The following is a 23363-nucleotide window of genomic DNA, read 5'->3' as shown; positions in this document are numbered from 1 at the left end:
GGCGGCTCACGGTGTTTGACGGTTTCGAGTACCGGGCAGGCTGCCTGACGACGGAGAGGATCAACTGTGAGTCACGTACCTAGCATCGAACTCAACGACGGAACGACCATCCCCCAGCTGGGCTTCGGCGTCTTCCAGATCGAGCCCGGCGAGACCGCTGAGGCGGTACGCACCGCGCTGGAAATTGGCTATCGCCACATCGACACCGCCGAGATGTATCAGAACGAGGCCGGCGTCGGGCAGGGCATCCGCGAGGCGGGGATCGACCGCGGCGACGTGTACATCACCAGCAAGCTCAACAACGGCTTTCACAAGCCCGACGACGCCCGGCGCGCCTTCGACACGACGCTGTCCGAGTTGGGCCTCGACGGTGACGATTCCTACGTCGACCTGTTCTTGATCCACTGGCCGTTGCCGACGCTATACGACGGCGACTTCGTCTCGACGTGGCGCACTCTCGAGGAATTCAAACGCGACGGCCGCGCCCGCAGCATCGGGGTGTCGAACTTCCAGATCGCCCACCTCGAGCGGCTGGCCAAGGAGACCGACACCGTGCCTGCGGTGAACCAGATCGAGGTACACCCGTACTTCACCAACGACGAGCTCCGCGCCTATGGGCGGGAGCATGGCATCGTCACCGAGGCGTGGTCGCCGATTGCCCAAGGCGACGTGCTTGACGACCAGGTCGTCGAGGGCATCGCGAAGGCGACGGGTAAATCACCGGCACAAGTGGTGCTGCGCTGGCACATTCAACGCGGCGACGTCGTCTTCCCGAAATCGGTAACCCCGGCGCGCATCAAGGAGAACTTCGACATCTTCGACTTCGAGCTGAGCCAGGACGACTTCGACGCCATCACCGAACTCGACAATGGCGAGAAGGGCCGCCGGGGTCCGAATCCTGACACGTTCGACTACATCCCGAGCTAGCCGGATCAGGCAGCGAGCTTGGCCGCCACCTTCTGCGCGCGCTTCTCGCTCCGGCGCTGACGCACCGCTGCGATGGCCGACTTCAGCCCGCGCCGGGGTGCCGGGCCGAGCTCGTCGAACATGCGCTCGCTGCGCGTCTCTGGCGCGTTGTCGGCCGTGTCATGCAGGTACTTATCGGGCAGCGACAGCTTGGCGATGGTGCGCCACGCCTTGCCGTACTGCAGCAGGAACGAGCCCGTGGTGTACGGCAGGTCGTACTTGTCGCACAGCTCGCGCACCCGGAAAGAAATCTCGTATAGCCGGTTGCTCGGCAGGTCGGGGTACAGGTGGTGCTCGATCTGGTGGCACAGGTTGCCGCTCATGAACCGCAGCACCGGGCCGTTCTCGAAGTTGGCACTGCCGAGCATCTGCCGTAGGTACCACTCGCCCTGGGTCTCGCCGGCCATGTCGGTCTTGGTGAATTTCTCTGCGCCGTCGGGGAAGTGGCCGCAGAAGATGACCGCGTTGGCCCACACGTTGCGGATGACGTTGGCCAGCGCGTTGGCCTTCACCGTCGACTTGAAGGTGGCAGCGGGTGACAACGACGTCAGTGCCGGGTAGGCGACGTAGTCCTTGGCGACCTGCTGGCCGGCCTTCGTGCTGAACTCGCGCAGCCGCACCAGCGTGGCTTTGCGGTCGTCGCGACCCTTGAAGATCTTGCCGATCTCGAGATGCTGCAGGCCGACTCCCCACTCGAAGAGGCTCGCCAACATCGTGTTGAAGACCAGGTTGAAAACGTTGTGCGGCTTCCACTTCTGGTCACGCGTCACCCGCAGCAGGCCATAGCCCACGTCGTCGTCCATGCCGAGGATGTTCGTGTACTTGTGATGCATGAAGTTGTGCGTGAACCGCCAGTGCTTGGCGGCGCCGCTCATGTCCCACTCCCACGTCGACGAGTGGATCTCCGGATCGTTCATCCAGTCCCACTGGCCGTGCATGACGTTGTGGCCGATCTCCATGTTCTCGATGATCTTGGATGCGGCCAGCGTCAGAGTGCCTGCCCACCACGCCGAGCGCTTTGAGCTGGCGGCAAGCATCAGCCGGCCGGCAACCTCGAGGGCGCGCTGAGCGGCGATGGTGCGGCGGATGTAGCGCGCGTCGCGCTCACCGAGGGAGTCTTCTATCTCCTGGCGAATCGCATCCAGCTCGACGGCGAGATGCTCGATGTCGGCGCCGGTCAGATGCGCGAATTCCGGAACGTCGGTAATAGCCATCGTTATCTCCTTCCCCCTACCCTACCTACGCTACCGTAACTTACTGGCTCGTAGGTGAAAAATTTCCAAAGCTCAGACGTCGAGCACACAATCGCCGGACGCTGCGGAAATGCAGGTCTGGACCCGGCTGCCAGGCTCGTGCTCTACGCCCGACCGAAGATCGCGTACATGGCCGTCCAGGAGGCCGACGACGCAGGACTGACAGATGCCCATCCGGCACCCGAAAGGCATCCTGATTCCGACTCGTTCGCCGGCGTCCATCAACGGAGTGGCGGCATCCACCGCCACGGTCTTCCCGCTGCGAGCGAATTCAACCGTGCCTCCACGCCCACGTAGGGGCGCCCGCGAAGCAGCGAAGCGCTCCAGATGCAACCGCTCGTCGATCCCAGCCGCCGACCAGGTGTGCTCCGCTGCGGTGAGCATGCCCTCCGGCCCGCACGCCCACGTCTGCCGCTCGCGCCAGTCGGGCACCTCGTCGCCGATGCGTTGCACATCGAGCCGCCCCTGCTGGCGCGTTGCGCGCACCCGCAATCGGTAACCGGGATGACTGCGCTGAAGGGCGGCCAGCTCGGCGGCGAACAATACATCCGATTCCGTTGGTGCGGAATGCAGGTGCACGATGTCGGTGATCTGGTCGCGCCGCGACAGCGTACGCAGCATCGACATCACAGGGGTGATCCCGGAGCCTCCGGTGATGAACAAGACCGACGCGGGCGCCGGATCGGGCATGACGAAGTTGCCCTGGGGCGCTGCCAGGCGCACGACCGTGCCTGGCGCGACGCCTCCCACCAGGTGCGTCGACAGGAAACCCTCAGGCATTGCCTTCACCGTGATCGTGATGGTGCGGGGTCGGCCCGATTTCGCCGGGGTGGATGTCAGGGAGTACGACCGCCACCGCCAACGACCGTCCACCAGCAGTCCGATGCCGATGTACTGGCCGGGCTCATAGTCGAACGAGAAGCCCCAGCCGGGCTTGATCACCAGCGTGGCGGAATCGACGGTCTCGCGACGTACCTCGACCACCCGGCCCCGCAGTTCGCGCGCCGACCACAGCGGGTTGGCCAGTTTCAGGTAGTCGTCGGGCAGCAGCGGCGTGGTGATGCGACCTGCGATGGCACGCAGGGCATTCCAGCCGGGGTGCGCGCTGGCGCCGGCCACTTTGGGTCGCACCGTGTCGGCGACATTGGCCGAGACTTTGATGGAGTTCTTGGCCACGCGACCTACGGTACCGTAACCTACGGTCCCGTATCCACCCCAGTTGTGCGGATCACAGCAGTTCCAGCAGGAACGGCAGCTCCTGCGTGGCGTACCAGGCGAGGTCGTGGTCCTGCGCGTCGCCGACAGTCAGTTCGGCATCCTCGTCGCCCAGATCAGCCTCGTCGATGACGTCGATGGCAGAGAGCACTGCTTGCTCCGCGGATTGGTTGTCGATGTATGCGGCGACCAGGTTGTCGAACGCCACCGGCCCCGCCAGCCGCACCACGGCGTCGTCCAGATCCGGTCGCGGCGTCGCGTCGTTGACCTCGGCGACCAGCACCGCGCGCCGCGGCGGAAGCCCGCCGTCACCCTCGTCGGCCGCGCCGGCCAGCAGCCGCAACGAGGCCAACGCGGCCTCACGGAGGGCGACGTCGGCCAATTCGTCCTCATCGCCTTCTGAATAGGACTCCCGCAGCGCGGGTGTCACCGCGAAGGCCGTGCCGTTGACGGCGCTCATCGACCGGTCGGCGACAAGCCGCTGCAGCATCGCCAGGGTCGCAGGCACATAGACACGCACCCCGCGAGGTTAGCGTTACTGCGCCGCTTCCAGCAGTTCGTCGAGCGACTCCTGCAGCAGGGACGGCAGCACGTCGACATCGCTCATCGCCTCGCGGTCGGCATTGATGCCGAAATACAGCATGCCGTTGTAGGACGTGACGCCGATGGCCAGCACCTGGTTGTGCAGCAGCGGCGGCACCGCGTAGGTCTCGAGCAGCTTGGTGCCGGCGATGTACATCTGCTTCTGGGCGCCGGGCACGTTTGTGATCAACAGATTGAACTGGCGCGCCGGGAACGTAGTCGCCACGCGAATTCCCATGGCGTGCAACGTCGGTGGCGCGAAGCCCGACAGGGTGACGATGGTCCTGGCGTCGACCAGGCTGGCCGCAGTCGGGTGTGTCTCCGTCATGTGGGCGATCTGGGACAGGCGCACCACCGCGTTTCCCTCGCCCACAGGAAGGTCGACCAGAAACGGCGACACCTCGCTGATGGCCTGGCCCGGACCCGAGGATTCCAGTTCCTCTTCGGGGTAGACCGACATCGGCGCCATCGCCCGCACGGTCGTCGTCGACGAGACGGGCTCGCCGCGCGAGAGCAGCCAATTGCGAAGTGCACCGGTGATGACGGCGAGCACCACGTCGTTGACATCGCAGTCGTATCTGGCGCGCAGGTTGCGGTAGTCCTCCAGCTTCGCGCTGGCCACCGTGAACCGCCGGTTGCGCGAGATCTTTCTGTTCAACGGGCTCGACGGCGCCGTACCCCGGACCAGCGTCCTGGCCGCAGCGGTAACGCGGCGACCGACCTCCAGCAGCTGCCCCGAGTTGGTGGCCAGCTCCGTAACCGCGGACCGGACGGTGGCCAGCTGTGTACCGGGACGCGCGATCCACTCCCCGATGGCGCCGGCCACCAGCGCGGCATCGCTGGGCTCGCGGGCTGGGATCCAGATATCCTCGCCGAACGGTGGCGGCTTCGGTGTCCGGTCGGCGATGACATGGCCGATCTCGACCGCGGTCATGCCGTTGACCAGCGCCTGATGCGACTTGGTGTAGATAGCCAGCCGGTTGCGGGCCAGCCCCTCGACGAGGTACATCTCCCACAGCGGCCGCGTTTTGTCCAGGGCTCGCGAGCCCAGCCGCGCCACCAGCTCGTGCAGTTGCGCGTCGCTGCCCGGAGACGGCAGCGCCGATCTGCGGACGTGGTAGGTGATGTCGAAGTCGCGGTCGTCGATCCACACCGGCCGCGCCAGGCCCAGCGTCACCTCCCGCACCTTCTGCCGGTAGCGCGGAATCTGCGGCAACCGCTGTTCCACGGTCTCCAGCAGCGTCTCGTAGCTCAGACCGTTGCGGGGCTTGCGGAGGATGGACAGCGACGAGACATACATCGGCGTCGATGAGTCCTCCAGGCCGAAAAACGCCGCGTCAGACGCCGACAACCTGCTCACCATGTGCGGGCGACCCCTCCCCTGAAATCTGTGTCAACCCTCGCCGAACCCCGCCACGGTAACCGGCGATTCTGTATGTCCGCATCACGGGTGCATGTCGGGCGCGCGAACCGTGGGATCATGGAATCGTCTGTTCCTCTCCAGCAGACGCTTCCGCTGCCCGTGACGATCGCTGGAGAGTGTCGTGACCGCATCGCATGACCGCTTCGAGCCTGGCGCGCTCACCGCGCCCGTCGTCGACTACGAACCGCCGCCGTTCGACCTCGTCGGTCAGCCGCCGTGTCCCTCCCCTGCGGTGCTGCACCGGGCGCCGAGGCCGCCACGGCCCGTCGAGCGTGCGGCGCCACACGTTGCCGCCCCGGCTGCGCCGCCTCCAGCCGCGGCGAAGTTCGCCGACGCCGCCCTCCGTCGCGTGCTCGAGGTGATCGACCGGCGCAGACCCATCGCGCAGCTGCGACCGCTGCTGACGCCGGCGGTCCTGGACATCGTCTTCACGCTGACCAGAACCGGTGGCGATGACAAGGCAGCCATGTTGCGGCGGGTGCGGCTGCGCACCGCTGCGGTCGACGAGCGGGAACCGATCGCCGCCGAGGTGTTTGCGACTTATAGCCGTGGCTGCCGCGTGCGGGCCATCGCGGGCCGCATCGAAGCCTGCGAGGGCCGATGGCGCATGGTGGCCCTGCACGTCGGATAACGGATAATGAGCCGGTGCAGTCAGACAGCGTCAGCGTGGAGCGTGTCATCAACGCGCCCGCGCGCGAGATCTTCGCGTTGCTGGCAGACGCCGGTTGCCATGCCAGCTTCGACGGGTCGGGGACGGTGGATCACACCACGTCCGAGTCCATCCCGCTGGAACTGGGCACCACGTTCTCGATGCGGATGCGGGGCCGGCCCGAGACGCTGTATCTGCCGTACACGATGAACAACAAGGTGATCGAGTTCGAGCCCGATCGCCGCATCGCCTGGCAACCCACTGCATTGGGCGGTCTCATCGGCGGCCGCATCTGGCGCTACGAGCTCATCCCCACCGAGGGCGGGACGCTGGTTCGCGAGACATGGGATGTGTCGCAGGACCGCCAGCGGCTGATGTTGAAGATGGGCTCGATGGCGCGGCAGGCCGAGAACGGGATGCGTGCGACGCTGGCGCGCATCGCCGCCCTCGTCGAAAAAGGTTGACCAGCCCCGGGAGGCTCGCGCCCCGGGTGGCTAGCCCTTCTTGGCGGCCTTGGCCTGACGCCGAGCGGCTTCGCGTCGCTCTCGACGGCTCGGTGCCGACTGACGACCAGTCCCGTGACCGCCACCGTTGCCGCTCTGACGCTGCACCTGTGCTGAGCCGTCTTCGGAGGGCCCGGTGTAGGTCAGCGGTGGAGCCTGATCCTCAATTCCCTTGGCGTGCAACGCCGGAGCGGGCTGACGCTCCTTGGTCGCGACGGCGCCTTCCTTCGACTGCGCGGCGGCCTGCTCGGCGAACTCGGCAAGTCCGGATGGTGCGGCGACGGGCGCTACCTGCTGTGCGGGTTGTGGCGGCGCGGCCTCGACGGTGACGTTGAAGAGGAAGCCGACGGCCTCCTCCTTCATCGCGTCGAGCATGCCCCGGAACATGTCGTAGCCCTCGCGCTGGTACTCCACGACGGGATCCTTCTGCGCGAAGGCGCGCAGGTTGATGCCTTCCTTGAGGTAGTCCATCTCATAGAGGTGCTCGCGCCATTTGCGGTCGATGACGTTGAGCAGCACGTTGCGTTCGAGCTGGCGCATCGCGCCTTCACCGGCGAGCTCCTCGAGCTGCTTCTCCCGCTCCGCATACGCGCGTTCAGCGTCGGCGATCAGGGCGTCGAGCAGTTCCTCGCGCGTCAGCTCGCCCGGCTCGCCAATCGCGTCGGAGTCGATGAGGTCGTGGTGATCGATGCTGACCGGGTAGAGCGTCCGCAGCGCGGTCCACAGCGTCTCGAGATCCCAGTCCTCGGCGTAGCCCTCGACGGTAGCGCCATCGACGTAGGCGGTGATGACGTCGACGAGCATGGCGTGCGCCTGCTCCTTGAGGTTCTCGCCCTCCAGGATGCGGCGGCGCTCGGCGTAGATGACCTTGCGCTGCTCGTTCATCACTTCGTCGTACTTCAGCACGTACTTGCGGATTTCGAAGTTCTGCTGCTCGACCTGCGTTTGCGCGCTCTTGATGGCCCTGGTGACCATCTTCGCCTCGATCGGCACGTCGTCGGGCAGGCTCAACCGGGTCAGCAGCGACTCGAGCGCGGCGCCGTTGAATCGCCGCATGAGCTCGTCGGCCAGCGAGAGGTAGAACCGGGACTCGCCGGGGTCACCCTGGCGGCCCGAGCGGCCACGCAGCTGATTGTCGATGCGACGCGACTCGTGGCGTTCGGTGCCGAGCACGTACAGACCGCCCGCGGCGATGACCTCTTCGGCCTCCGCCGCTGCTTCCTCTTTGACCTGCGCCCGCAGGTCGTGCCAGGCGCCCTCGTACTCGTCGGGCGTTTCGACGGGGTCGAGGCCCTGCTCACGCAGCCGCTTGTCGGTGAGGAAGTCGACGTTGCCGCCGAGCACGATGTCGGTGCCGCGGCCGGCCATGTTGGTGGCCACCGTGATCGCGCCGCGCCTGCCGGCCTCGGCGATGATGCCGGCCTCCTGCTCGTGGTACTTGGCGTTGAGCACGTTGTGCGGGATGCGGCGCTTCTGGAACTGCCGCGACAGGTACTCCGACCGCTCGACGCTGGTGGTGCCGATCAGCACCGGCTGGCCCTTCTCATAGCGCTCGGTGACGTCGTCGACGACAGCGATGTACTTGGCCTCTTCGGTCTTGTAGATCAGGTCGGACTGGTCGGCGCGGATCATCGGCTTGTTGGTGGGGATCGGCACCACGCCGAGCTTGTAGATCTCGTGCAGCTCGGCCGCCTCGGTCTGAGCGGTACCGGTCATGCCGGCGAGCTTGTCGTAGAGCCGGAAATAGTTCTGCAGCGTGATGGTGGCCAGCGTCTGGTTCTCGGCCTTGATCTCCACGCCCTCTTTGGCCTCGATGGCCTGGTGCATGCCCTCGTTGTAGCGCCGGCCCACAAGCACTCGGCCGGTGAACTCGTCGACGATCAGGACCTCGCCGTTGCGCACGATGTAGTCCTTGTCGCGCATGAACAGCTCTTTGGCCTTGATCGCGTTGTTGAGGTAACTCACCAGCGGCGAATTCGCGGCCTCGTAGAGGTTGTCGATGCCGAGCTGGTCCTCGACGAACTCGACGCCCAGCTCGCTGACACCGATGGTGCGCTTGCGGAGGTCGACCTCGTAGTGCTTGTCCTTCTCCATCAGCGGGGCCAGCCTGGCGAACTCGGTGTACCAGTGCGAGGAGCCGTCGGCGGGGCCCGAGATGATCAGCGGCGTGCGGGCCTCGTCGATCAGGATCGAGTCGACCTCGTCGACGATGGCGTAGGCGTGGCCGCGCTGCACCATGTCGTCGACCGAGTGGGCCATGTTGTCGCGCAGGTAGTCGAAGCCGAACTCGTTGTTGGTGCCATAGGTGATGTCGGCGTTGTAGGAGATGCGACGCTCATCGGGCGTCATCTGGGCCAGGATGACGCCGACCTCGAGGCCGAGGAAACGGTGCACGCGTCCCATCCACTCGCTGTCGCGTTTGGCCAGGTAGTCGTTGACGGTGACGACGTGGACGCCCTTTCCGGACAGGGCGTTGAGGTAGGCGGGCAGCACACAGGTCAGGGTCTTGCCCTCACCGGTCTTCATCTCGGCCACGTTGCCGAAGTGCAGGGCGGCCGCGCCCATGACCTGGACGTCGTAGGGACGCTGATCGAGCACGCGCCAGGCGGCCTCGCGAGCCACCGCGAAGGCCTCCGGCATCAGGTCGTCGAGATCTTCCCCGTCGGCGTAGCGCTTCTTGAACTCGTCGGTCTTGGCACGCAGTTCGGCGTCGGAGAGCTTCTCGACGTCGTCGGACAAGGTGTTGACATAGTCGGCCACCCGCTTGAGGCGCTTGACCATGCGGCCTTCGCCGAACCGCAGCAACTTATCGAGCACGCTAATTTCCCCTGTGGGTTGATGGATCCCGTCCCCTATGAGACTCCGGTCCATCCTAGGTGACCCGCCGAACTGGCTGGTGAAATGCGATCAGACCAGGTCAGGCGAGCCGAATCAGGCTCCCCGGCTCAGGCGAGCCGAATCAGGCCGTAGTCGTAGGCGTGCCTGCGGTAGACGACGCACGGCTTGTCGCTGTCTTTGTCGTGAAACAAGAAGAAGTCGTGGCCCACCAGCTCCATTTCATAGAGCGCGTCGTCGACGGTCATCGGCTTGGCGGGGTGTTCCTTGGTGCGGACGATCTGGCCGGGTTCGTGGATCTCGACGCCGTCGTTGGGCACCTTGTCCTCGGTCGCACCGGTCGGCGCGAATGCCTCGGGGGCTGAGATTTTGGTGGCCTCGGCCAGCGACACCGGGGTCTTGTCGCCGTAATGCACCTTGCGCCGGTCCTTGCTGCGCCGTAGCCGATTTTCGAGTTTGCTGACCGCCGCTTCGAAGGCGGCATAGAAGCTGTCGGCGCACGCCTCGCCCCGCACGACCGGTCCGCGGCCACGCGCGGTGATCTCCACGTGCTGACAATTCTTGCGCTGGCGCCGGTTGCGCTCATGGTCGAGTTCGACATCGAAGAGGTAGATGCTGCGGTCTAACCGCTCGAGACGGGCGAGCTTTTCGGAGACATAGATGCGGAAGTGGTCGGGGATCTCGACGTTGCGGCCCTTGACGACGACCTCGGCCGAAGGCTCGGGCGCGGGCTTGTCCTCGTCGACGATCATCGAGCGGTCTGATTCCATGGAACGGATTGACATGCTTGGCGACTCGTTTCTGTCTCGCGTCGCACGCGCACTGCGATTTTCTTGCTCGCGTGCGCACGTGCCTTCGTGGGCAAAGCTGCACCGACGGGGCACACGTTTGTTTCGCCGCTCACCGGTGCAAGGTGTCGAATACTCACCCCCTACCGCTAGGCGATTGGTTGGCGCTTGTGACTCAGCGCCGCCGTGAGGCGTTCACGGATGTTGGCCCCAACGTAGTCCCTGTTCACCCGGTCGTGCCAGTAATTTGGTGCACCTGTTTTCAGTTCTTCACGTGGGTTTGATCTACGGGAAATTGGCCGACCCGTCAGGGAGACATCACGCGTTCGCGAGTGCGAGCACGGCGACCACCCGCGCGCCCGACGCTTGCAGGACACGGACCGACTCGCAGGCCGTCGCGCCCGTGGTCACGATGTCGTCGACGATCACCACGTCGCCCGTGAGGCGATCCGGGGCAACGGTCAACCGCACTCGCTCGGCGATGTTGCGCTGCCGCGCGGCGCTCGACAACCCGACAGAGTCGCGCACCATCGCGGTCATCCGCAGCGCCCCGACGACCGTCACCCCCGCGGCGCCGGCGGTGGCCGCGAGCGCCATCCGGGCAACCGGATCACCGCCGCGCCTGCGGGCGGCGCGGCGACGGGTGGGCGCGGGCACCACCGTCAGCGGCGCGGCCACCACGCCCCAGACGAGCAGGCGCCGTAGCCCGTCACGTAGCACGCCGGCCAACGGCCCTATCAGGTCGCCGCGGCCATGCTCTTTGACGGCGACGATGGTGTTACGGCGCGCGCCCGCATAGCGCCCGAGCGAAAACACCGGCGCGCCCGGGTCGACCCGAGGGGTGATGACGTGCGGTTCGTCGGGCCGGACCCGTAGCTGGTGGGCGCAGGCGTCACACCAGCGGATCGACGCTGCGCCGCAGCCGCCGCACTCCAGCGGAAGCACCAGGTCTAACACGCCGCCCAGTGTCGCGGTGGGCGGTGACATCGTGGGTCGCTCGCCCCAGCCCCTCGCCGATGTCGGCGCCAGGGTCGTTCGATCGCCCTCGACGAAACCTTTCGGCGAACCAATGTCTGGGTACTCCCTGTGAATGCCCGATCGCGAGTCGTTCATCGTCGATTGCCTCGTGGATGCGTTCGCCCACCTGATGGAGGCCGATCCCGACGCGTTTCGCGCCAAATTCCGCAAGATGGCCGCCGACCCGTTCGCGTTCTACCGCGGCAGCGCATGCGTGTTCTACGCCGACGTGGCCGGTCGAGACGACCGCTGGGCCGACGACCGCACGAGTCGAGTCTGGATCCAGGGCGATTTGCATGCGGAGAACTTCGGCACGTACATGGACGGCTCCGGCGTGCTGATCTTCGACGTCAACGATTTCGACGAGGCCTTCGTCGGGCACTTCACTTGGGACCTGCAGCGGTTCGCCGCCAGTGTGGCGCTTCTGTGCTGGCAGAAAGCCCTGTCAGACAGCGTGATTCACGAGTTGGGCGAGACGTTTGTGCGATCGTATCTGGATCAGGTCCGATGGTTCCGGCAGACCGACGACGATTCGTCGTTCTCGTTGAACCTTGGCACTGGCCGGGGCGCGGTGCACGCCGCGCTGCAGGAGGCTCGACTGTCGACGCGCTTCGAGATGCTCGACCGGATGACGCGCGTCGACGAGTCGGACCGCCGGTTCCGCGAGACCGCCGGTGTGCGCAGGCTGGATCAAGACGAGTATGACAAGGTCAACGCGGCGTTCGAGGCCTACCAGAACTCCATCCCGAAGTCGAAGCGCTTCCGCGAGGTCGCCTATGACGTCAAAGACATCGTCGGCAGAACGGGTTTCGGGATAGGCAGCGCCGGGTTACCGAGCTACAACGTGCTGATCGAAGGCTTCAACCAGGCGCTGGACAACGACATCGTGTTGTCGATGAAGCAGGGCAACGTGGCCGCGCCGAGCCGCGTCGTCGACGACGACGCGGTGCACAAATACTTCAAACATCACGGCCACCGCACGGCGGTGTCGCAGCGAGCGTTGCAGGCCCACGCCGACCCACTGCTGGGGTACACCGAAATCGACGGCACCGGTTTCGTGGTGGCCGAGCTGTCGCCCTACGAAGCCGACCTCGACTGGAGCGAGCTGACCGAGCCTGACGAACTCAACGAGGTGATCGAGCAGCTCGGCAGGGCGGTGGCCAAGGTGCATTGCGTCGGCGATGCCGACAGTGATCAGGAGTTGGTGAGCTTTCAGACCGAGGACGCCATCGCCGAGTTGATCGGCGACCACGACGACGAATTCGTCTCAGACATAGTGGACTTCGGCCTCGATTACGCCAACACCGTGCGCGATGACCACCGGCACTTCGTGGAGGCTTTCCGCGAGGGAAGGATCCCCGGCGTCAGCTCCAGCTGAGAAAACCTGATGGACGCTCAGACCAGGACGATCGAGTCGCCCTCGACCGAGATGTTTTTGGCCTTCAGCGGCAACGTCGCGGGCCCGTTGGCGACCGTCCCATCGAGGTTGAACTTGCTGCCGTGACACGGACAGTTGATCGTGCCGTCGGCGACCGTGTTGACCGCACACCCCTTGTGGGTGCAGGTCGTCGAGAACGCCTTGAATTCGCCCGCGGCGGGCTGCGTCACGACGACGTCGTCGACGATCACCCCCGAACCGACCGGCACTTCCGATTTCTTGGCGATCGCGCCGTCCGGCGCCGAAGCCGAGGTCGGCGATGGCTCGCTGCTCGCCGCTGGCGCCTGCTCGCCCTTGTCGTTGCCGCATGCGGCGAGCGCACCGGCGGTCAGCACGAGGCCTGCGCCCCGGATCACCTGCTGTCGTGGCACCTGAACGTCATCGAAGAGCATTGCGAATCCTTTCGGCGGGCTGAGCTGTCAGATAGCAAATGCCATCAACGGTGATTTGTCTGCGCAACCGACGAAACAGCTCAGCTCAACCCGGAAGTACAGGGATCGCACCAGGTGTCATGAGCGGGCGCACCTCGAGCCAGCGCGGATCGTTCTCGGCCGCCGAACCGGACAGCTGCAGCACACCGCGTGCGTCGGCCACATAGACCGTCGACGGGTTCGCCGCGACGGCCCCGACCGGCATCGCCAGGTTGCGGCTCGGGCCGTCGGAGTTCACGCCGTCGAGGTTGACATAGGACACCGGATGCTGCGGGTCGGTGCGGCTGACCACGATGTCGTCACCGGTGCGCCAGGCCAGCGACACCACGGTGTTCTTCAGCCCAAAGCCAAGCCGGCGCGGATAGGTCAGCGCGTAACCGCCGCCGGGCGTCTGCTCGACGCTGGCCAGCACCACCTGACCCTCGATCACCATGGCCGCGCGGGTGCCGTCGCGGGAGAGCTGCAGCTCGGCGATAGCCCCCGGGAACCGTGTCGACACCGCCGTCGTGTCCACCGGTATGCGGCCCGGCTGCCCGGACGCATCCTGGACAGTGCGCACGACGTTGTTGCCGTCGACCACCACCCACACCGCATCGTCGAGCGCCCACGTCGGCCGCGACAGCGAGCGACCGTCCATGGCCTGCAAGGGATTTCCGCCTATCGGGCCGACCCACAGCGACGCCGCCATGTTCGGTGCGCCCGCGTTCAGCGTCACCACCGACGCCGCGTCCTGCCCGCTGCGCGACACGGCTGCACCGGTCTGGTTGGGCGTCGCACCGAACGGCCCCGGCACATGCGGCGCCTCTTGCCCGTCGAGTGCCACCAGCGAGCCGTTGACCAGCGCGTGCAGTCCCGCGGCGGCGCCGTCGGCGGCGCCTGGATCAGTGGCGGCGACGTCGGACGTCTGCCAGCCGTCCGCGAACCGGTCCTCGAGGGCTGCGCCGTCAGCGTTGATGACGTACGGACCGTTGACGCCGGCGCGCGACAGGGTCCAAATGATCTGCGCGGCAAGCAGTTGCCGGCTGTGCGGGTCGGTGGTGGACAGGTTCTCCAGGTCGATGCGCGCGCCGCCGTAACCGCGGCCGACGCCCATCTTGCCGCCGTCGGCGCGGGTAACCGGTCCACGCAGGCGCAGCGGCGGGCCAAGCAGGTTGCGCACGGTGTTCGCCATCTCGGGGCGTGGACCGGCAATCAGCTTGGTGACAAGTTCGGTGGCCAGCTGGTCGGGATCGGACACCGCGACATAGCGCGGATCGGGGACGACGGTCTTGCCGGTCGGATCGGCGAAGTACAGGGTGTTGCGTTTGTAGGTCTCCTGAAACTGTTGCCAGTCGAGGAACACACCGTTGGGCAGCCGATCGATGCGCCACCCGTCCGCGGTCTTCACCAACTCGATCGGCGGCTGGTCGGGCAGCGCGCCCTCCCCCGTCTCGAACACGCCCATATCCGACAGCGAGCCAAGAATGTCTGCGTGCATGGCGACCGAAACCCGCTCGGGCCCGCGGGTTTCGACGAAAACGACGCGGTCGATCAGCAATGCACTGCCGGCGTCGTCCCAGCCGTTGGACGCCGACTCGGTGAGGAACTGGCGGGCGGCCAGGTGGCGGTTGGACGGATCGGCGGTCGCCTTGATGAATTCGCGCAGCAGAACGTCGGGATCCATGCCCGGTGTGGGCTTGGGCAGGCTCGGCGGCGCCGGGCGGTCGACGGTCCCGATGGCCTGTGGCGCCGATGAACTGGGCACCCCGGCGCAACCCGCCAACACGATCGCGCATGCCGCTGCGCCCGCGATGAGGGCCTTCACACGCTTTCTCCCGCCGGCTCGCGGTGGTTCGCTGAGCGCCGCTTACGCTCGCGGCCAACGGGTTTCAACGGCAGCGGACTGGTGGTCACCTTGTGGCCGCGCACCAGTGGAAGGGTGAGGCGGAAGCAGGCGCCCTTGCCGGGCTCGCCCCACGCTTCGAGCCGACCCTGGTGCAGCCGGGCGTCCTCGATGCTGATCGCGAGCCCGAGCCCCGTGCCGCCGGAGCGACGGACCCGCGACGGGTCGGAGCGCCAGAATCTGCTGAATACCAGCTTCTCCTCGCCGGGCCGCAACCCCACGCCGTAGTCGCGGATGGTGACGGCGACCGTGTCTTCGTCGACGCCCATCCTGATCCGCACCGGCTTGCGCTCGGCGTGGTCGATGGCGTTGGCGATGAGGTTGCGCAGGATGCGCTCGACGCGGCGCGGATCCACCTCGGCGATGACTTCCTCGTTCGGCATGTCGACGATCAGGTCAACCTGGGCGTCTCCCGCGAGGTGTCCGACGTTGTCCAGCGCGCTCTGCACGGTGTTGCGTAGATCGACTGCTTCCACCGACAGCTCGGCGACACCGGCGTCGTGCCGGGAGATTTCGAGCAGATCGTTGAGCAGCATTTCGAACCGGTCGAGTTCGGCGACCAGCAGTTCGGTCGATCGTCGCAGCGCGGGGTCGAGGTCGTCCCCGGAATTATGGATGTGGTCGTGGATCAGGTCGGCTGCCATGCGCACGGTGGTCAGCGGCGTGCGCAACTCGTGGCTCACGTCGGAGGTGAAGCGGCGCTGCAGGTTGCCGAACTCTTCGAGTTGGGTGATCTGACGCGACAGGCTTTCGGCCATGTCGTTGAACGACACCGCCAGGCGGGCCATGTCATCCTCGCCGCGCACCGGCATCCGCTCGGCGAGGTGCCCCTCGGCGAAGCGTTCGGCGATCCGCGACGCCGAGCGCACCGGAAGCACGATCTGGCGCGCGACGATCAGGGCGATGGCGGCGAGCATGAGTAGCAGTACCACGCCGCCGGTCAGCATTGTGCCGCGCACCAGGGTGATGGTGCTTTCCTCGTTGTTCAGCGGGAAAACGAGGTACAGCTCGAGATTGGTGACCGGTGACGAGGTCGGGCTGCCGATGATCAGGGCGGGTCCGGAGAAGCCGTCGGTGTGCACCGTCGCGTACTGGTAGCTGACCTGTCCAGCCTTGACGAAGTCGCGCAGCGAGCCGGGGATCTCCGCGACGGGCCCTGCCGCGGTCGCGGCGCGCGGTCCGTCGCCCGGTACGACGAGGACGGCGTCGAAGGCACCGGCAAGCCCCGCGCCGGCGTCGGCCTTGCGGTCGATCAGGGTGTTGCGGGCCAGCTGCAGGCTGCTGTCGAGCGATCGGGTTTCTTCGCCGCCAACGATGCCGCTGACGGTGTTGCGGGCCCGTTCGATCTCCTCGGTGGCCGCACGGACCTTGACCTCGAGGATGCGGTCGGTGATCTGGCTGGTCAGCACGAAGCCCAGCACCAGGATCACCGCGAGGGACAGCCCCAGGGTCAGCGAAACCACCCGCAGTTGCAGGGAGCGACGCCACGCCAGGCCCAACGCTCGACCCAGCGCACCCAATCCGCGTATCAGTGGTGCCGAAGGCCCGAAACGACCCCGAATGCGCCGCCTCGAGCCGAAGATCACGGCGACCGCCGAGCGGTCCGGATCGCGCCCTCTGCTGGGCCGTGAAAACTCACGACCGCGGCCGAGCCGCGCAGGCTCACGGCGGTCCGGCCTTGTATCCCACTCCTCGAACAGTCAATACGACTTGCGGATTCTCAGGATCCTTCTCGACCTTGGCCCGCAAACGTTGGACATGCACGTTCACCAAACGGGTGTCCGCGGGGTGGCGATAACCCCACACCTGTTCGAGAAGCACATCACGAGTAAACACCTGCCGGGGTTTGCGTGCCAGCGCCACCAGCAGGTCGAACTCCAGTGGTGTCAGCGAAATCTGCTCACCCTGCCGGGTCACCTTGTGGGCGGGCACATCGATGTCGACATCGGCAATCGACAGCATCTCGGCGGGCTCGTCTTCGTTGCGGCGCAGCCGGGCGCGCACGCGTGCTACCAGCTCCTTTGGCTTGAAGGGCTTCATCACGTAGTCGTCGGCACCCGACTCGAGGCCGAGCACCACGTCGACGGTGTCGGTCTTGGCCGTCAGCATGACGATGGGCACACCGGAGTCGGCGCGCAGCACGCGGCACACGTCGATCCCGTTCATGCCGGGCAGCATCAGGTCCAACAGGACCAGGTCCGGCCGCAACTCACGCACGGCGGTGAGCGCCTGCGTGCCGTCACCGATGACTGCGGTGTCGAACCCTTCACCTCGCAGCACGATCGTCAGCATCTCCGCGAGCGAAGGGTCGTCGTCGACAACCAGAATCCTTTGCCTCATAGAGACCATGGTGGCACCGAATGGAGAGAAAACCCCGGTAGGCGGCCCGGTGTTTCGCTTTTCCCGCCGCTAGCCGCCGAGCAGGGCAGCGGCCAGGGTCGCCCCGTCGGTGTCGGGCCCCGCCAGGAACCAGCGGCCGCCCCACTGCGCGGCGGCCAGCCCGGCGTACACCTCGCCGGTGCGGCGCTGCAGGCCGTCGTCGCGCTCGTAGACGTCCTTCGCGCGGTCGGCCTCGGTATTGGCGCGATGTTCGGCACGCTCGGCGGCCAGTTCGGCGGGCACGTTGAGCAGCACCTGCCAGTCGGGTGCGGGCAACTGCAGCCGCCCGTATTCGAGGTCGCCGACCCAGCCCACCGCGTCGCCGTCGGCGCCCTGGTGCAGACGGGCGGCGCTGTAGGCGGCGTTGGATGCGACGTAACGGTCAAGGATCACCACGTCATAGTCGGCCTGCAGCCGGCTGATCTGATCGCGTGCATTGGCGCGGTCCAACGCGAACAGCACCGCCATCGCGTAGACCGATGTCGCGAGGTCACCGTGCCCGCCGTGCAGCGCTTCGGCGGCGATGTCGGCCGTCACCGACTGGCCGTAGCGAGGGAACGCCAGGCTGGTGACGGTCTTGCCGTGAGACTCCAGCGCCCGCCGCAGACCTCCGGTCAGCGTGCGTTTGCCTGCACCGTCGACTCCCTCGATTGCGATAAGCACGCGGCGAGCCTATCGGGTGACATCGCGGCCAACCGCCGTCAGAATTCGCCGCAGTTCGGTGTCGTCGGCACGCCGTTGAAGCGGTCGGCCACCCACTGCATGGCCCGTTCCCCGTCGACCAGCATCGGCAGCGCGTGGTTGACTATCGCCTTGTTGAGGAACGGCGGCTCCTCGTTGGTCCAGAACTGCACATCGGCGCCTTTGGCGCACCAGTCGCGACCGAGCTGATTGGCCGCCGTCCACGGCACCAACGGGTCGAAGCGGTTGCTCAAAATCATCACGGGCGCATTGGGTTTGAAGCGGCCGATCTTCTGCTCGTCGAACAGGTGGCTGAACGGTTCTTCGTTGACCAGTCGGTAGATGTCGTCGTTGAAATAGGGCTGCAGGTGTCGGAACATGAACTTCGTCAACGTCTCCGCGACACATTGGTCCTGAACCTTAAACAGAAAGTCCTCGCCGCGCGGAGTGAGCTTCGAGCGGATCGCATCGGCGTACTCGGGGTAGGCCGTGATGACCGAGTTGAGCGCGTAGCCGACCGCTCCGACGAGTACGCTGCCGTCGGCGTAGGGAAAGAGCTCCTTGAGATCGGCGGGCGGAGCCCCGGCGTAGGTGCCGACGATCTTCAGTTCCGGCGCATACGACGGCGCGAGTTCAGCCGCTGACGCCGCCGCTCCCCCGCCCTGCGAGTAGCCCCAAAACGCAATGGGCCCTTCGGGGTTTAGCGACGTGCCGGGCAGCTTCTTGGCCGCGCGTGCGGCGTCCAGCATGGCGTTGCCCTGCGGCACGCGCCCGACGTAGGTGTGCAGGCCCGGCGTACCGAGGCCCTGGTAATCCGTCATCACGATCGCGAAACCGCGCGCGACCATGGTCGAGACGAACAACTCCTCGTAATTGAACGCGAGATCCAGAAATGGCCGCCAGTGGATGCCCTGGTTGAACTGGCGCGACGGCGCGCACTGGTCGCCCTGGCCCTGGGTGCCCGGCCCGTACACGATCAACGGGCGCGGACCGCCGCCCGGCCAGTCATTGTAGGGCTCGAAGTAGGTACCGGTCACCGCCATCGGATTGCCGTGAACATCAGTGCTGCGGTACATGATTCGGGTGGCGTCGGCCATGATCATGCCGAGCTGGCCCGACGGCTCGAGCACTAGGCGCGACGGCTCAGTGCGGATCAGGTCACCGGGCGCACCCGGCGGCAGCGGGTCCGGCGGTGTGTAGAACTCCTGGTATTCGTCTTCGTTGAAGTACGGATCGTGCGCGTCGTTGGTGGGATCGTCGGCGAAGACCGGCGGGGCGATCCCGATGGAGCCGACCAGCAGCAGAGCAAGCAGAACCCCGACGACTCCCCGACCCACGCGATGACCCTATAACGACGAAACTGCGGACAGAGCGAAACCGTTCGCGATCTGTCCGCAGTTTCGCGGTGGAATCAGTAGCGGTAGTGGTCCGCCTTGTATGGGCCCTCGACGTCGACGCCGATGTACTCCGCCTGCTCCTTGGTGAGGCGAGTGAGAGCGCCACCCAGTGCTTCCACGTGGATACGCGCCACCTTCTCATCGAGGTGCTTGGCCAGCCGGTAAACCTCGTTGTCGTACTCGTCGTTCTTGGTCCACAGCTCGATCTGGGCGATCACCTGGTTGCTGAAGCTGTTGCTCATCACGAACGACGGGTGGCCCGTCGCATTGCCGAGGTTCAGCAGCCGGCCCTCGGACAGCACGATGATCGACTTGCCGTCGTCGAACGTCCACTGGTCGACCTGCGGCTTGATGTTCAGCTTCTTGGCGCCGGACCGCTCGAGCGCGGCCATGTCGATCTCGTTGTCGAAGTGGCCGATGTTGCCAAGGATGGCCTGGTCCTTCATGGCCTTCATGTGCTCGAGCGTGATGATGTCCTTGTTGCCCGTCGCGGTGACAACGATGTCGGCCCCGCCGATGGCGTCCTCGACGGTGACCACGTCGAAGCCGTCCATCAGCGCTTGCAGCGCGTTGATCGGGTCGATCTCGGTGACCTGCACCCGCGCGCCCTGACCGGCCAGCGACTCCGCGCAGCCCTTGCCGACGTCGCCGTAGCCGCAGATCAGCACCTTCTTTCCGCCGATCAGCACGTCGGTGCCACGGTTGATGCCGTCGATCAGCGAGTGACGAGTGCCGTATTTGTTGTCGAACTTGGACTTGGTGACCGAGTCGTTGACGTTGATCGCGGGGAACGCGAGCTCACCCGCGGCGGCGAACTGGTAGAGCCGCAGCACACCGGTCGTCGTCTCCTCGGTGACACCCTGGACCGACTCGGCGATCTTCGTCCACTTCGACTTGTCGGTCTCGAAGCGCTCGCGTAGCACGCCGAGAAACACCTTCCACTCGGCCGGATCGTCATCCTCGGCGGGCGGCACGACGCCCTGCTTCTCGTACTGTGCGCCGCGCAGCACCATCATGGTGGCGTCGCCGCCGTCGTCGAGGATCATGTTGGCCGGCTCACCGGGCCAGGTGAGCATCTGCTCAGCCGCCCACCAGTACTCCTCGAGGGTCTCGCCCTTCCACGCGAATACCGGTGTGCCCTTGGGCTCTTCGGGTGTTCCGTGCGGGCCGACGACGACCGCGGCGGCGGCGTGGTCCTGGGTGGAGAAGATATTGCAGGACGCCCAGCGCACTTCGGCGCCCAGCGAGACCAGGGTCTCGATCAGCACGGCGGTCTGCACCGTCATGTGCAGCGAACCCGAGATGCGCGCGCCCTTGAGCGGCTGCACGTCGGCGTATTCGCGGCGCAGGGCCATCAGTCCCGGCATCTCGTGTTCGGCCAGGCGGATCTCCTTGCGGCCGAAGTCCGCCAGGGACAGGTCTGCGACCTTGTAGTCGATGCCGTTGCGGCTGTCCGCTGTCAGTCGCTGCTCAGTCGTCGTCATGGTTGTCCTTCACTCGCGCGCAATTAGTTAGCTTGTTTACACATTAGCCCCGCGTGGCCTATCCACTCCAAGCCACGGCTAAGTCGACTCGATGACACCGTACCGTTCGGCGAATGGCGTCATGAGACGTGCCAGGTCATCGGCGACATCATGGTCTGCTTCTGGCGGCATCGACACGTAACTCATCGCCAGGCGGACGATGGCTCGGGCCAGCACGCCGGAGTCCTCGTCGCTCGCGCGCATCCAGCTGTGGGTGAACGTCGACGTCAGCCTCGCCGAGCAATGGGTGATGATCGGGCCGCTGTCGGTGGTGATGAGTTGCAGCAGGTCGGGCTTGGTGGTGCCCGTCAGCAACGAGATCACCAGCGGGTCGGCGGCGGATTGGGCGAAGAAGTCCCTGAAACCTTCGAGAAACGCGGCGTAGACGTCGCCGACGTTGCCGTCGATCGCCTTGTCGACGGCGTCGACGAGACGGTCGGCCAGCCGCATCGCGTACGCCTGCGCCAGGCCCTGCCGCGAGCCGAACTCGTTGTAGATCGTCTGCCTGCTGATGCCTGCCGCTTTGGCGACGTCGGTCAGCGTGATCGAGGACCAGTCGCGTTCGACGAGCAGATCCCGCATGCCGTCGAGAATCGCCTCACGCAAAAGCGCACGCGACGCCTCCGCATACGGAATCCGCCCCACGCGTGCGCTCACAGCCGCGAGGGTAACGCTCACGAACGCGCGACCTCCACCATCTCGAAATCGGACTTGGCCGCGCCGCAGTCCGGGCAGCTCCAGTCGTCGGGGATGTCATCCCACCGAGTGCCCGGCGCGATGCCGTCCTCCGGCCAGCCCTCGGCCTCGTCGTAGGTGAATCCGCACTGCACGCAGACGAACAGCTTGTAATCGGTCATTGCGTTTCCTTTCTCGGTTTCGATCTGCGGCGCGGGGCCGCCGGAGAGACGGTCATGGCTACTCGAAATTTGCCGCCGTGGACGCACAGTCAACGGGTTCACACGGCTTCGAAATCGACTTTCTCGCGCACGGCACAGTCCGGGCAGCACCAGTCGTCAGGAATCTCATCCCATGCTGTTCCAGCCGAGAAGCCCTCGCGCGGGGCACCCTTGGCCTCGTCGTAGACGTAGTCACAGCCGGGGCAGCGGTAGACGCTCATACTGAGGCCCCGTGCTGGGACAACGCACGGTCGCGCACCCGCGGATGAATGTTCACCCGCGTGATGTCGCCGTCGTAGTGTTCGAGCACGCGGTGATCCATCACCTTGCGCCACAGCGGCGGAAAGTACGTCAGCGCGATCATCGAGGCGTAGCCGCTGGGTAGATTCGGCGCGCCGGCCATGCTGCGCAGCGTCTGGTAGCGCCGCGTCGGGTTGGCGTGGTGATCGCTGTGCCGCTGCAGGTGATACAGGAACAGGTTGGTGACGATGTGGTCGGAATTCCAGCTGTGCACCGGGGCGCAGCGCTCGTAGCGGCCGTTCGGCGTCTTCTGCCGCAGCAGGCCATAATGCTCGAGGTAGTTGACGGTCTCCAGCAACGTGAAGCCGAACACCGCGGAGATCACGACATACGGGATGAGCGCTAGACCGAACACGGCGATCAGCACGCCGTAGAGCACCACCGACATCGCCCACGCGTTGAGCACGTCGTTGGACCAGTACGTTCTTGGGTCCCATGTGCTGCGCCCACTCCGCTCCAGCCGCTTGGCTTCCAGCTCCCACGCGGACTTCAGGCTGCCGAATACGCTGCGCGGCAAGAACTCCCAGAACGTCTCGCCGAAGCGGGCCGACGCTGGATCCTCCGGTGTGGCAACGCGCACATGGTGACCGCGGTTGTGCTCGATGTAGAAGTGGCCATAGCAGGTCTGGGCCAACGTGACCTTGCTCAGCCAGCGTTCCAGCGAGTCCTTCTTATGGCCCATCTCGTGGGCGGTGTTGATGCCCACCCCTCCGAGCACCCCCACCGACAGCGCAAGTCCGATCTTGCCCGGCCAACCCAGTCCCCCGTCGAAGCCGAGCCAGCTCAGGTCTGCAGCGGTGAACAGGTAGGCGCCCAGGATCAGGCTGGCGTACTGGAACGGGATGTAGACGTAGGTGCAGTAGCGGTAGTACCTGTCGTTCTCCAGCCGCTCCATCACCTCGTCGGGTGGGTTCTGGCCGTCCGGCCCGAAGCGCAGGTCCAGCGCGGGCAGCACGATGTAGAGCAGGATCGGCCCGATCCAGAACGGCACCTGCGCGGCGGCATGCCAGCCCCCCTGGTTGAACGCCCACACCAGCGGCAGCATCACGAACAACGAGGTCGGGGCGATGAGCCCCATCAGCCAGAGATAGCGCTTCTTGTCGCGCCACTGGTCAACATCGATCGCCGTCAGTTGAGCTGTCACGGCCAAACCTCCTGTGAGTGCCATCACCTAGACGGCTTTACTCTAGAGGCTGATTTGTCTG

22 protein-coding genes are annotated in these 23363 nt (G+C 66.0%); 4 read left to right on the top strand and 18 right to left on the bottom strand.

Annotation, left to right across the window (positions count from 1 at the left end):
• The first annotated feature begins 66 nt into the window (after positions 1-66).
• Positions 67-927, top strand: a complete 861-nt coding sequence (locus A5651_RS04780) for an aldo/keto reductase (protein ID WP_066976079.1) — start codon at positions 67-69, stop codon at positions 925-927.
• 5 nt (positions 928-932) lie between these two features.
• Here the strand turns inward: A5651_RS04780 and A5651_RS04775 are convergent, their stop codons facing one another.
• The 4 genes from A5651_RS04775 to A5651_RS04760 form a co-directional block, all read right to left on the bottom strand.
• The gene (locus A5651_RS04775; protein WP_066976077.1) at positions 933-2180 is read right to left on the bottom strand and encodes a fatty acid desaturase; all 1248 of its coding nucleotides are present in this window, start codon (positions 2178-2180) and stop codon (positions 933-935) included.
• A gap of 72 nt (positions 2181-2252) precedes the next feature.
• A complete protein-coding gene (locus tag A5651_RS04770) occupies positions 2253-3395 on the bottom strand; it encodes a ferredoxin reductase (protein ID WP_066976075.1) in 1143 nt (380 codons plus the stop codon).
• A 52-nt stretch (positions 3396-3447) separates the two neighbouring features.
• Positions 3448-3924: a hypothetical protein gene (locus A5651_RS04765; RefSeq protein ID WP_156662616.1), complete on the bottom strand. Its 477-nt coding sequence runs from the start codon at positions 3922-3924 to the stop codon at positions 3448-3450.
• 45 nt (positions 3925-3969) lie between these two features.
• A complete protein-coding gene (locus A5651_RS04760; protein WP_066976071.1) occupies positions 3970-5379 on the bottom strand; it encodes a wax ester/triacylglycerol synthase family O-acyltransferase in 1410 nt (469 codons plus the stop codon).
• A 181-nt stretch (positions 5380-5560) separates the two neighbouring features.
• On the opposite strand from A5651_RS04760, the gene A5651_RS04755 reads away from it, so the two are divergent.
• A complete protein-coding gene (locus tag A5651_RS04755) occupies positions 5561-6070 on the top strand; it encodes an Rv3235 family protein (RefSeq protein WP_197496541.1) in 510 nt (169 codons plus the stop codon).
• A 14-nt stretch (positions 6071-6084) separates the two neighbouring features.
• Positions 6085-6552 (top strand): SRPBCC family protein, encoded by a 468-nt coding sequence (locus tag A5651_RS04750; RefSeq protein WP_156662610.1) that lies wholly within the window; start codon positions 6085-6087, stop codon positions 6550-6552.
• Positions 6553-6582: 30 nt separating this feature from the next.
• Here the strand turns inward: A5651_RS04750 and secA are convergent, their stop codons facing one another.
• From secA to A5651_RS04735, 3 genes are all read right to left on the bottom strand, one after another.
• Entirely contained in the window at positions 6583-9408 is a 2826-nt protein-coding gene (gene secA, locus A5651_RS04745; protein ID WP_066976066.1) for a preprotein translocase subunit SecA, read from the bottom strand.
• A gap of 128 nt (positions 9409-9536) precedes the next feature.
• Positions 9537-10178: a ribosome hibernation-promoting factor, HPF/YfiA family gene (gene hpf, locus A5651_RS04740; protein WP_197496545.1), complete on the bottom strand. Its 642-nt coding sequence runs from the start codon at positions 10176-10178 to the stop codon at positions 9537-9539.
• Positions 10179-10532: 354 nt separating this feature from the next.
• A complete protein-coding gene (locus tag A5651_RS04735) occupies positions 10533-11171 on the bottom strand; it encodes a ComF family protein (RefSeq protein ID WP_066976103.1) in 639 nt (212 codons plus the stop codon).
• Positions 11172-11304: 133 nt separating this feature from the next.
• Here A5651_RS04735 and A5651_RS04730 point away from each other — a divergent pair, with 133 nt between their 5' ends.
• A complete protein-coding gene (locus tag A5651_RS04730; protein ID WP_066976062.1) occupies positions 11305-12609 on the top strand; it encodes a DUF2252 domain-containing protein in 1305 nt (434 codons plus the stop codon).
• Between the two features lie 17 nt (positions 12610-12626).
• Here the strand turns inward: A5651_RS04730 and A5651_RS04725 are convergent, their stop codons facing one another.
• The 11 genes from A5651_RS04725 to A5651_RS04675 all read right to left on the bottom strand — a co-directional run bounded on the left by A5651_RS04725 (position 12627) and on the right by A5651_RS04675 (position 23326).
• A complete protein-coding gene (locus A5651_RS04725) occupies positions 12627-13061 on the bottom strand; it encodes a ubiquinol-cytochrome c reductase iron-sulfur subunit (protein ID WP_066976058.1) in 435 nt (144 codons plus the stop codon).
• A gap of 85 nt (positions 13062-13146) precedes the next feature.
• Positions 13147-14892 (bottom strand): MtrAB system accessory lipoprotein LpqB, encoded by a 1746-nt coding sequence (lpqB, locus tag A5651_RS04720; RefSeq protein ID WP_197496544.1) that lies wholly within the window; start codon positions 14890-14892, stop codon positions 13147-13149.
• 8 nt (positions 14893-14900) lie between these two features.
• Positions 14901-16568 carry an MtrAB system histidine kinase MtrB gene (gene mtrB, locus A5651_RS04715; RefSeq protein WP_066976054.1) on the bottom strand — a complete coding sequence of 556 codons (1668 nt, stop codon included), beginning with the start codon at positions 16566-16568 and terminating at the stop codon, positions 14901-14903.
• 76 nt (positions 16569-16644) lie between these two features.
• A complete protein-coding gene (gene mtrA, locus A5651_RS04710; protein WP_066976052.1) occupies positions 16645-17331 on the bottom strand; it encodes a two-component system response regulator MtrA in 687 nt (228 codons plus the stop codon).
• A 60-nt stretch (positions 17332-17391) separates the two neighbouring features.
• The gene (locus A5651_RS04705; RefSeq protein WP_066976049.1) at positions 17392-18024 is read right to left on the bottom strand and encodes a dTMP kinase; all 633 of its coding nucleotides are present in this window, start codon (positions 18022-18024) and stop codon (positions 17392-17394) included.
• Positions 18025-18062: 38 nt separating this feature from the next.
• The gene (locus tag A5651_RS04700; protein ID WP_082943589.1) at positions 18063-19379 is read right to left on the bottom strand and encodes a lipase family protein; all 1317 of its coding nucleotides are present in this window, start codon (positions 19377-19379) and stop codon (positions 18063-18065) included.
• A gap of 74 nt (positions 19380-19453) precedes the next feature.
• The gene (ahcY, locus tag A5651_RS04695; protein WP_066976047.1) at positions 19454-20923 is read right to left on the bottom strand and encodes an adenosylhomocysteinase; all 1470 of its coding nucleotides are present in this window, start codon (positions 20921-20923) and stop codon (positions 19454-19456) included.
• A gap of 78 nt (positions 20924-21001) precedes the next feature.
• Positions 21002-21619 (bottom strand): TetR/AcrR family transcriptional regulator, encoded by a 618-nt coding sequence (locus A5651_RS04690; protein WP_231988565.1) that lies wholly within the window; start codon positions 21617-21619, stop codon positions 21002-21004.
• 17 nt (positions 21620-21636) lie between these two features.
• Positions 21637-21819, bottom strand: coding sequence for a rubredoxin (locus tag A5651_RS04685; RefSeq protein ID WP_066976043.1), 183 nt, complete (start codon positions 21817-21819; stop codon positions 21637-21639).
• Between the two features lie 98 nt (positions 21820-21917).
• Positions 21918-22079, bottom strand: coding sequence for a rubredoxin (locus A5651_RS04680; RefSeq protein ID WP_066976041.1), 162 nt, complete (start codon positions 22077-22079; stop codon positions 21918-21920).
• Positions 22076-23326: an alkane 1-monooxygenase gene (locus tag A5651_RS04675; protein WP_066976039.1), complete on the bottom strand. Its 1251-nt coding sequence runs from the start codon at positions 23324-23326 to the stop codon at positions 22076-22078. The genes A5651_RS04680 and A5651_RS04675 overlap by 4 nt, the downstream gene beginning before the upstream one ends.
• Positions 23327-23363 lie beyond the last annotated feature (37 nt).

The organism is Mycobacterium sp. 1274761.0, assembly GCF_001668615.1.
GTDB lineage: Bacteria > Actinomycetota > Actinomycetes > Mycobacteriales > Mycobacteriaceae > Mycobacterium.
The sequence above is the reverse complement of the archived record's forward strand: the minus strand, read 5'-3'. Positions and strand labels throughout refer to the sequence as shown.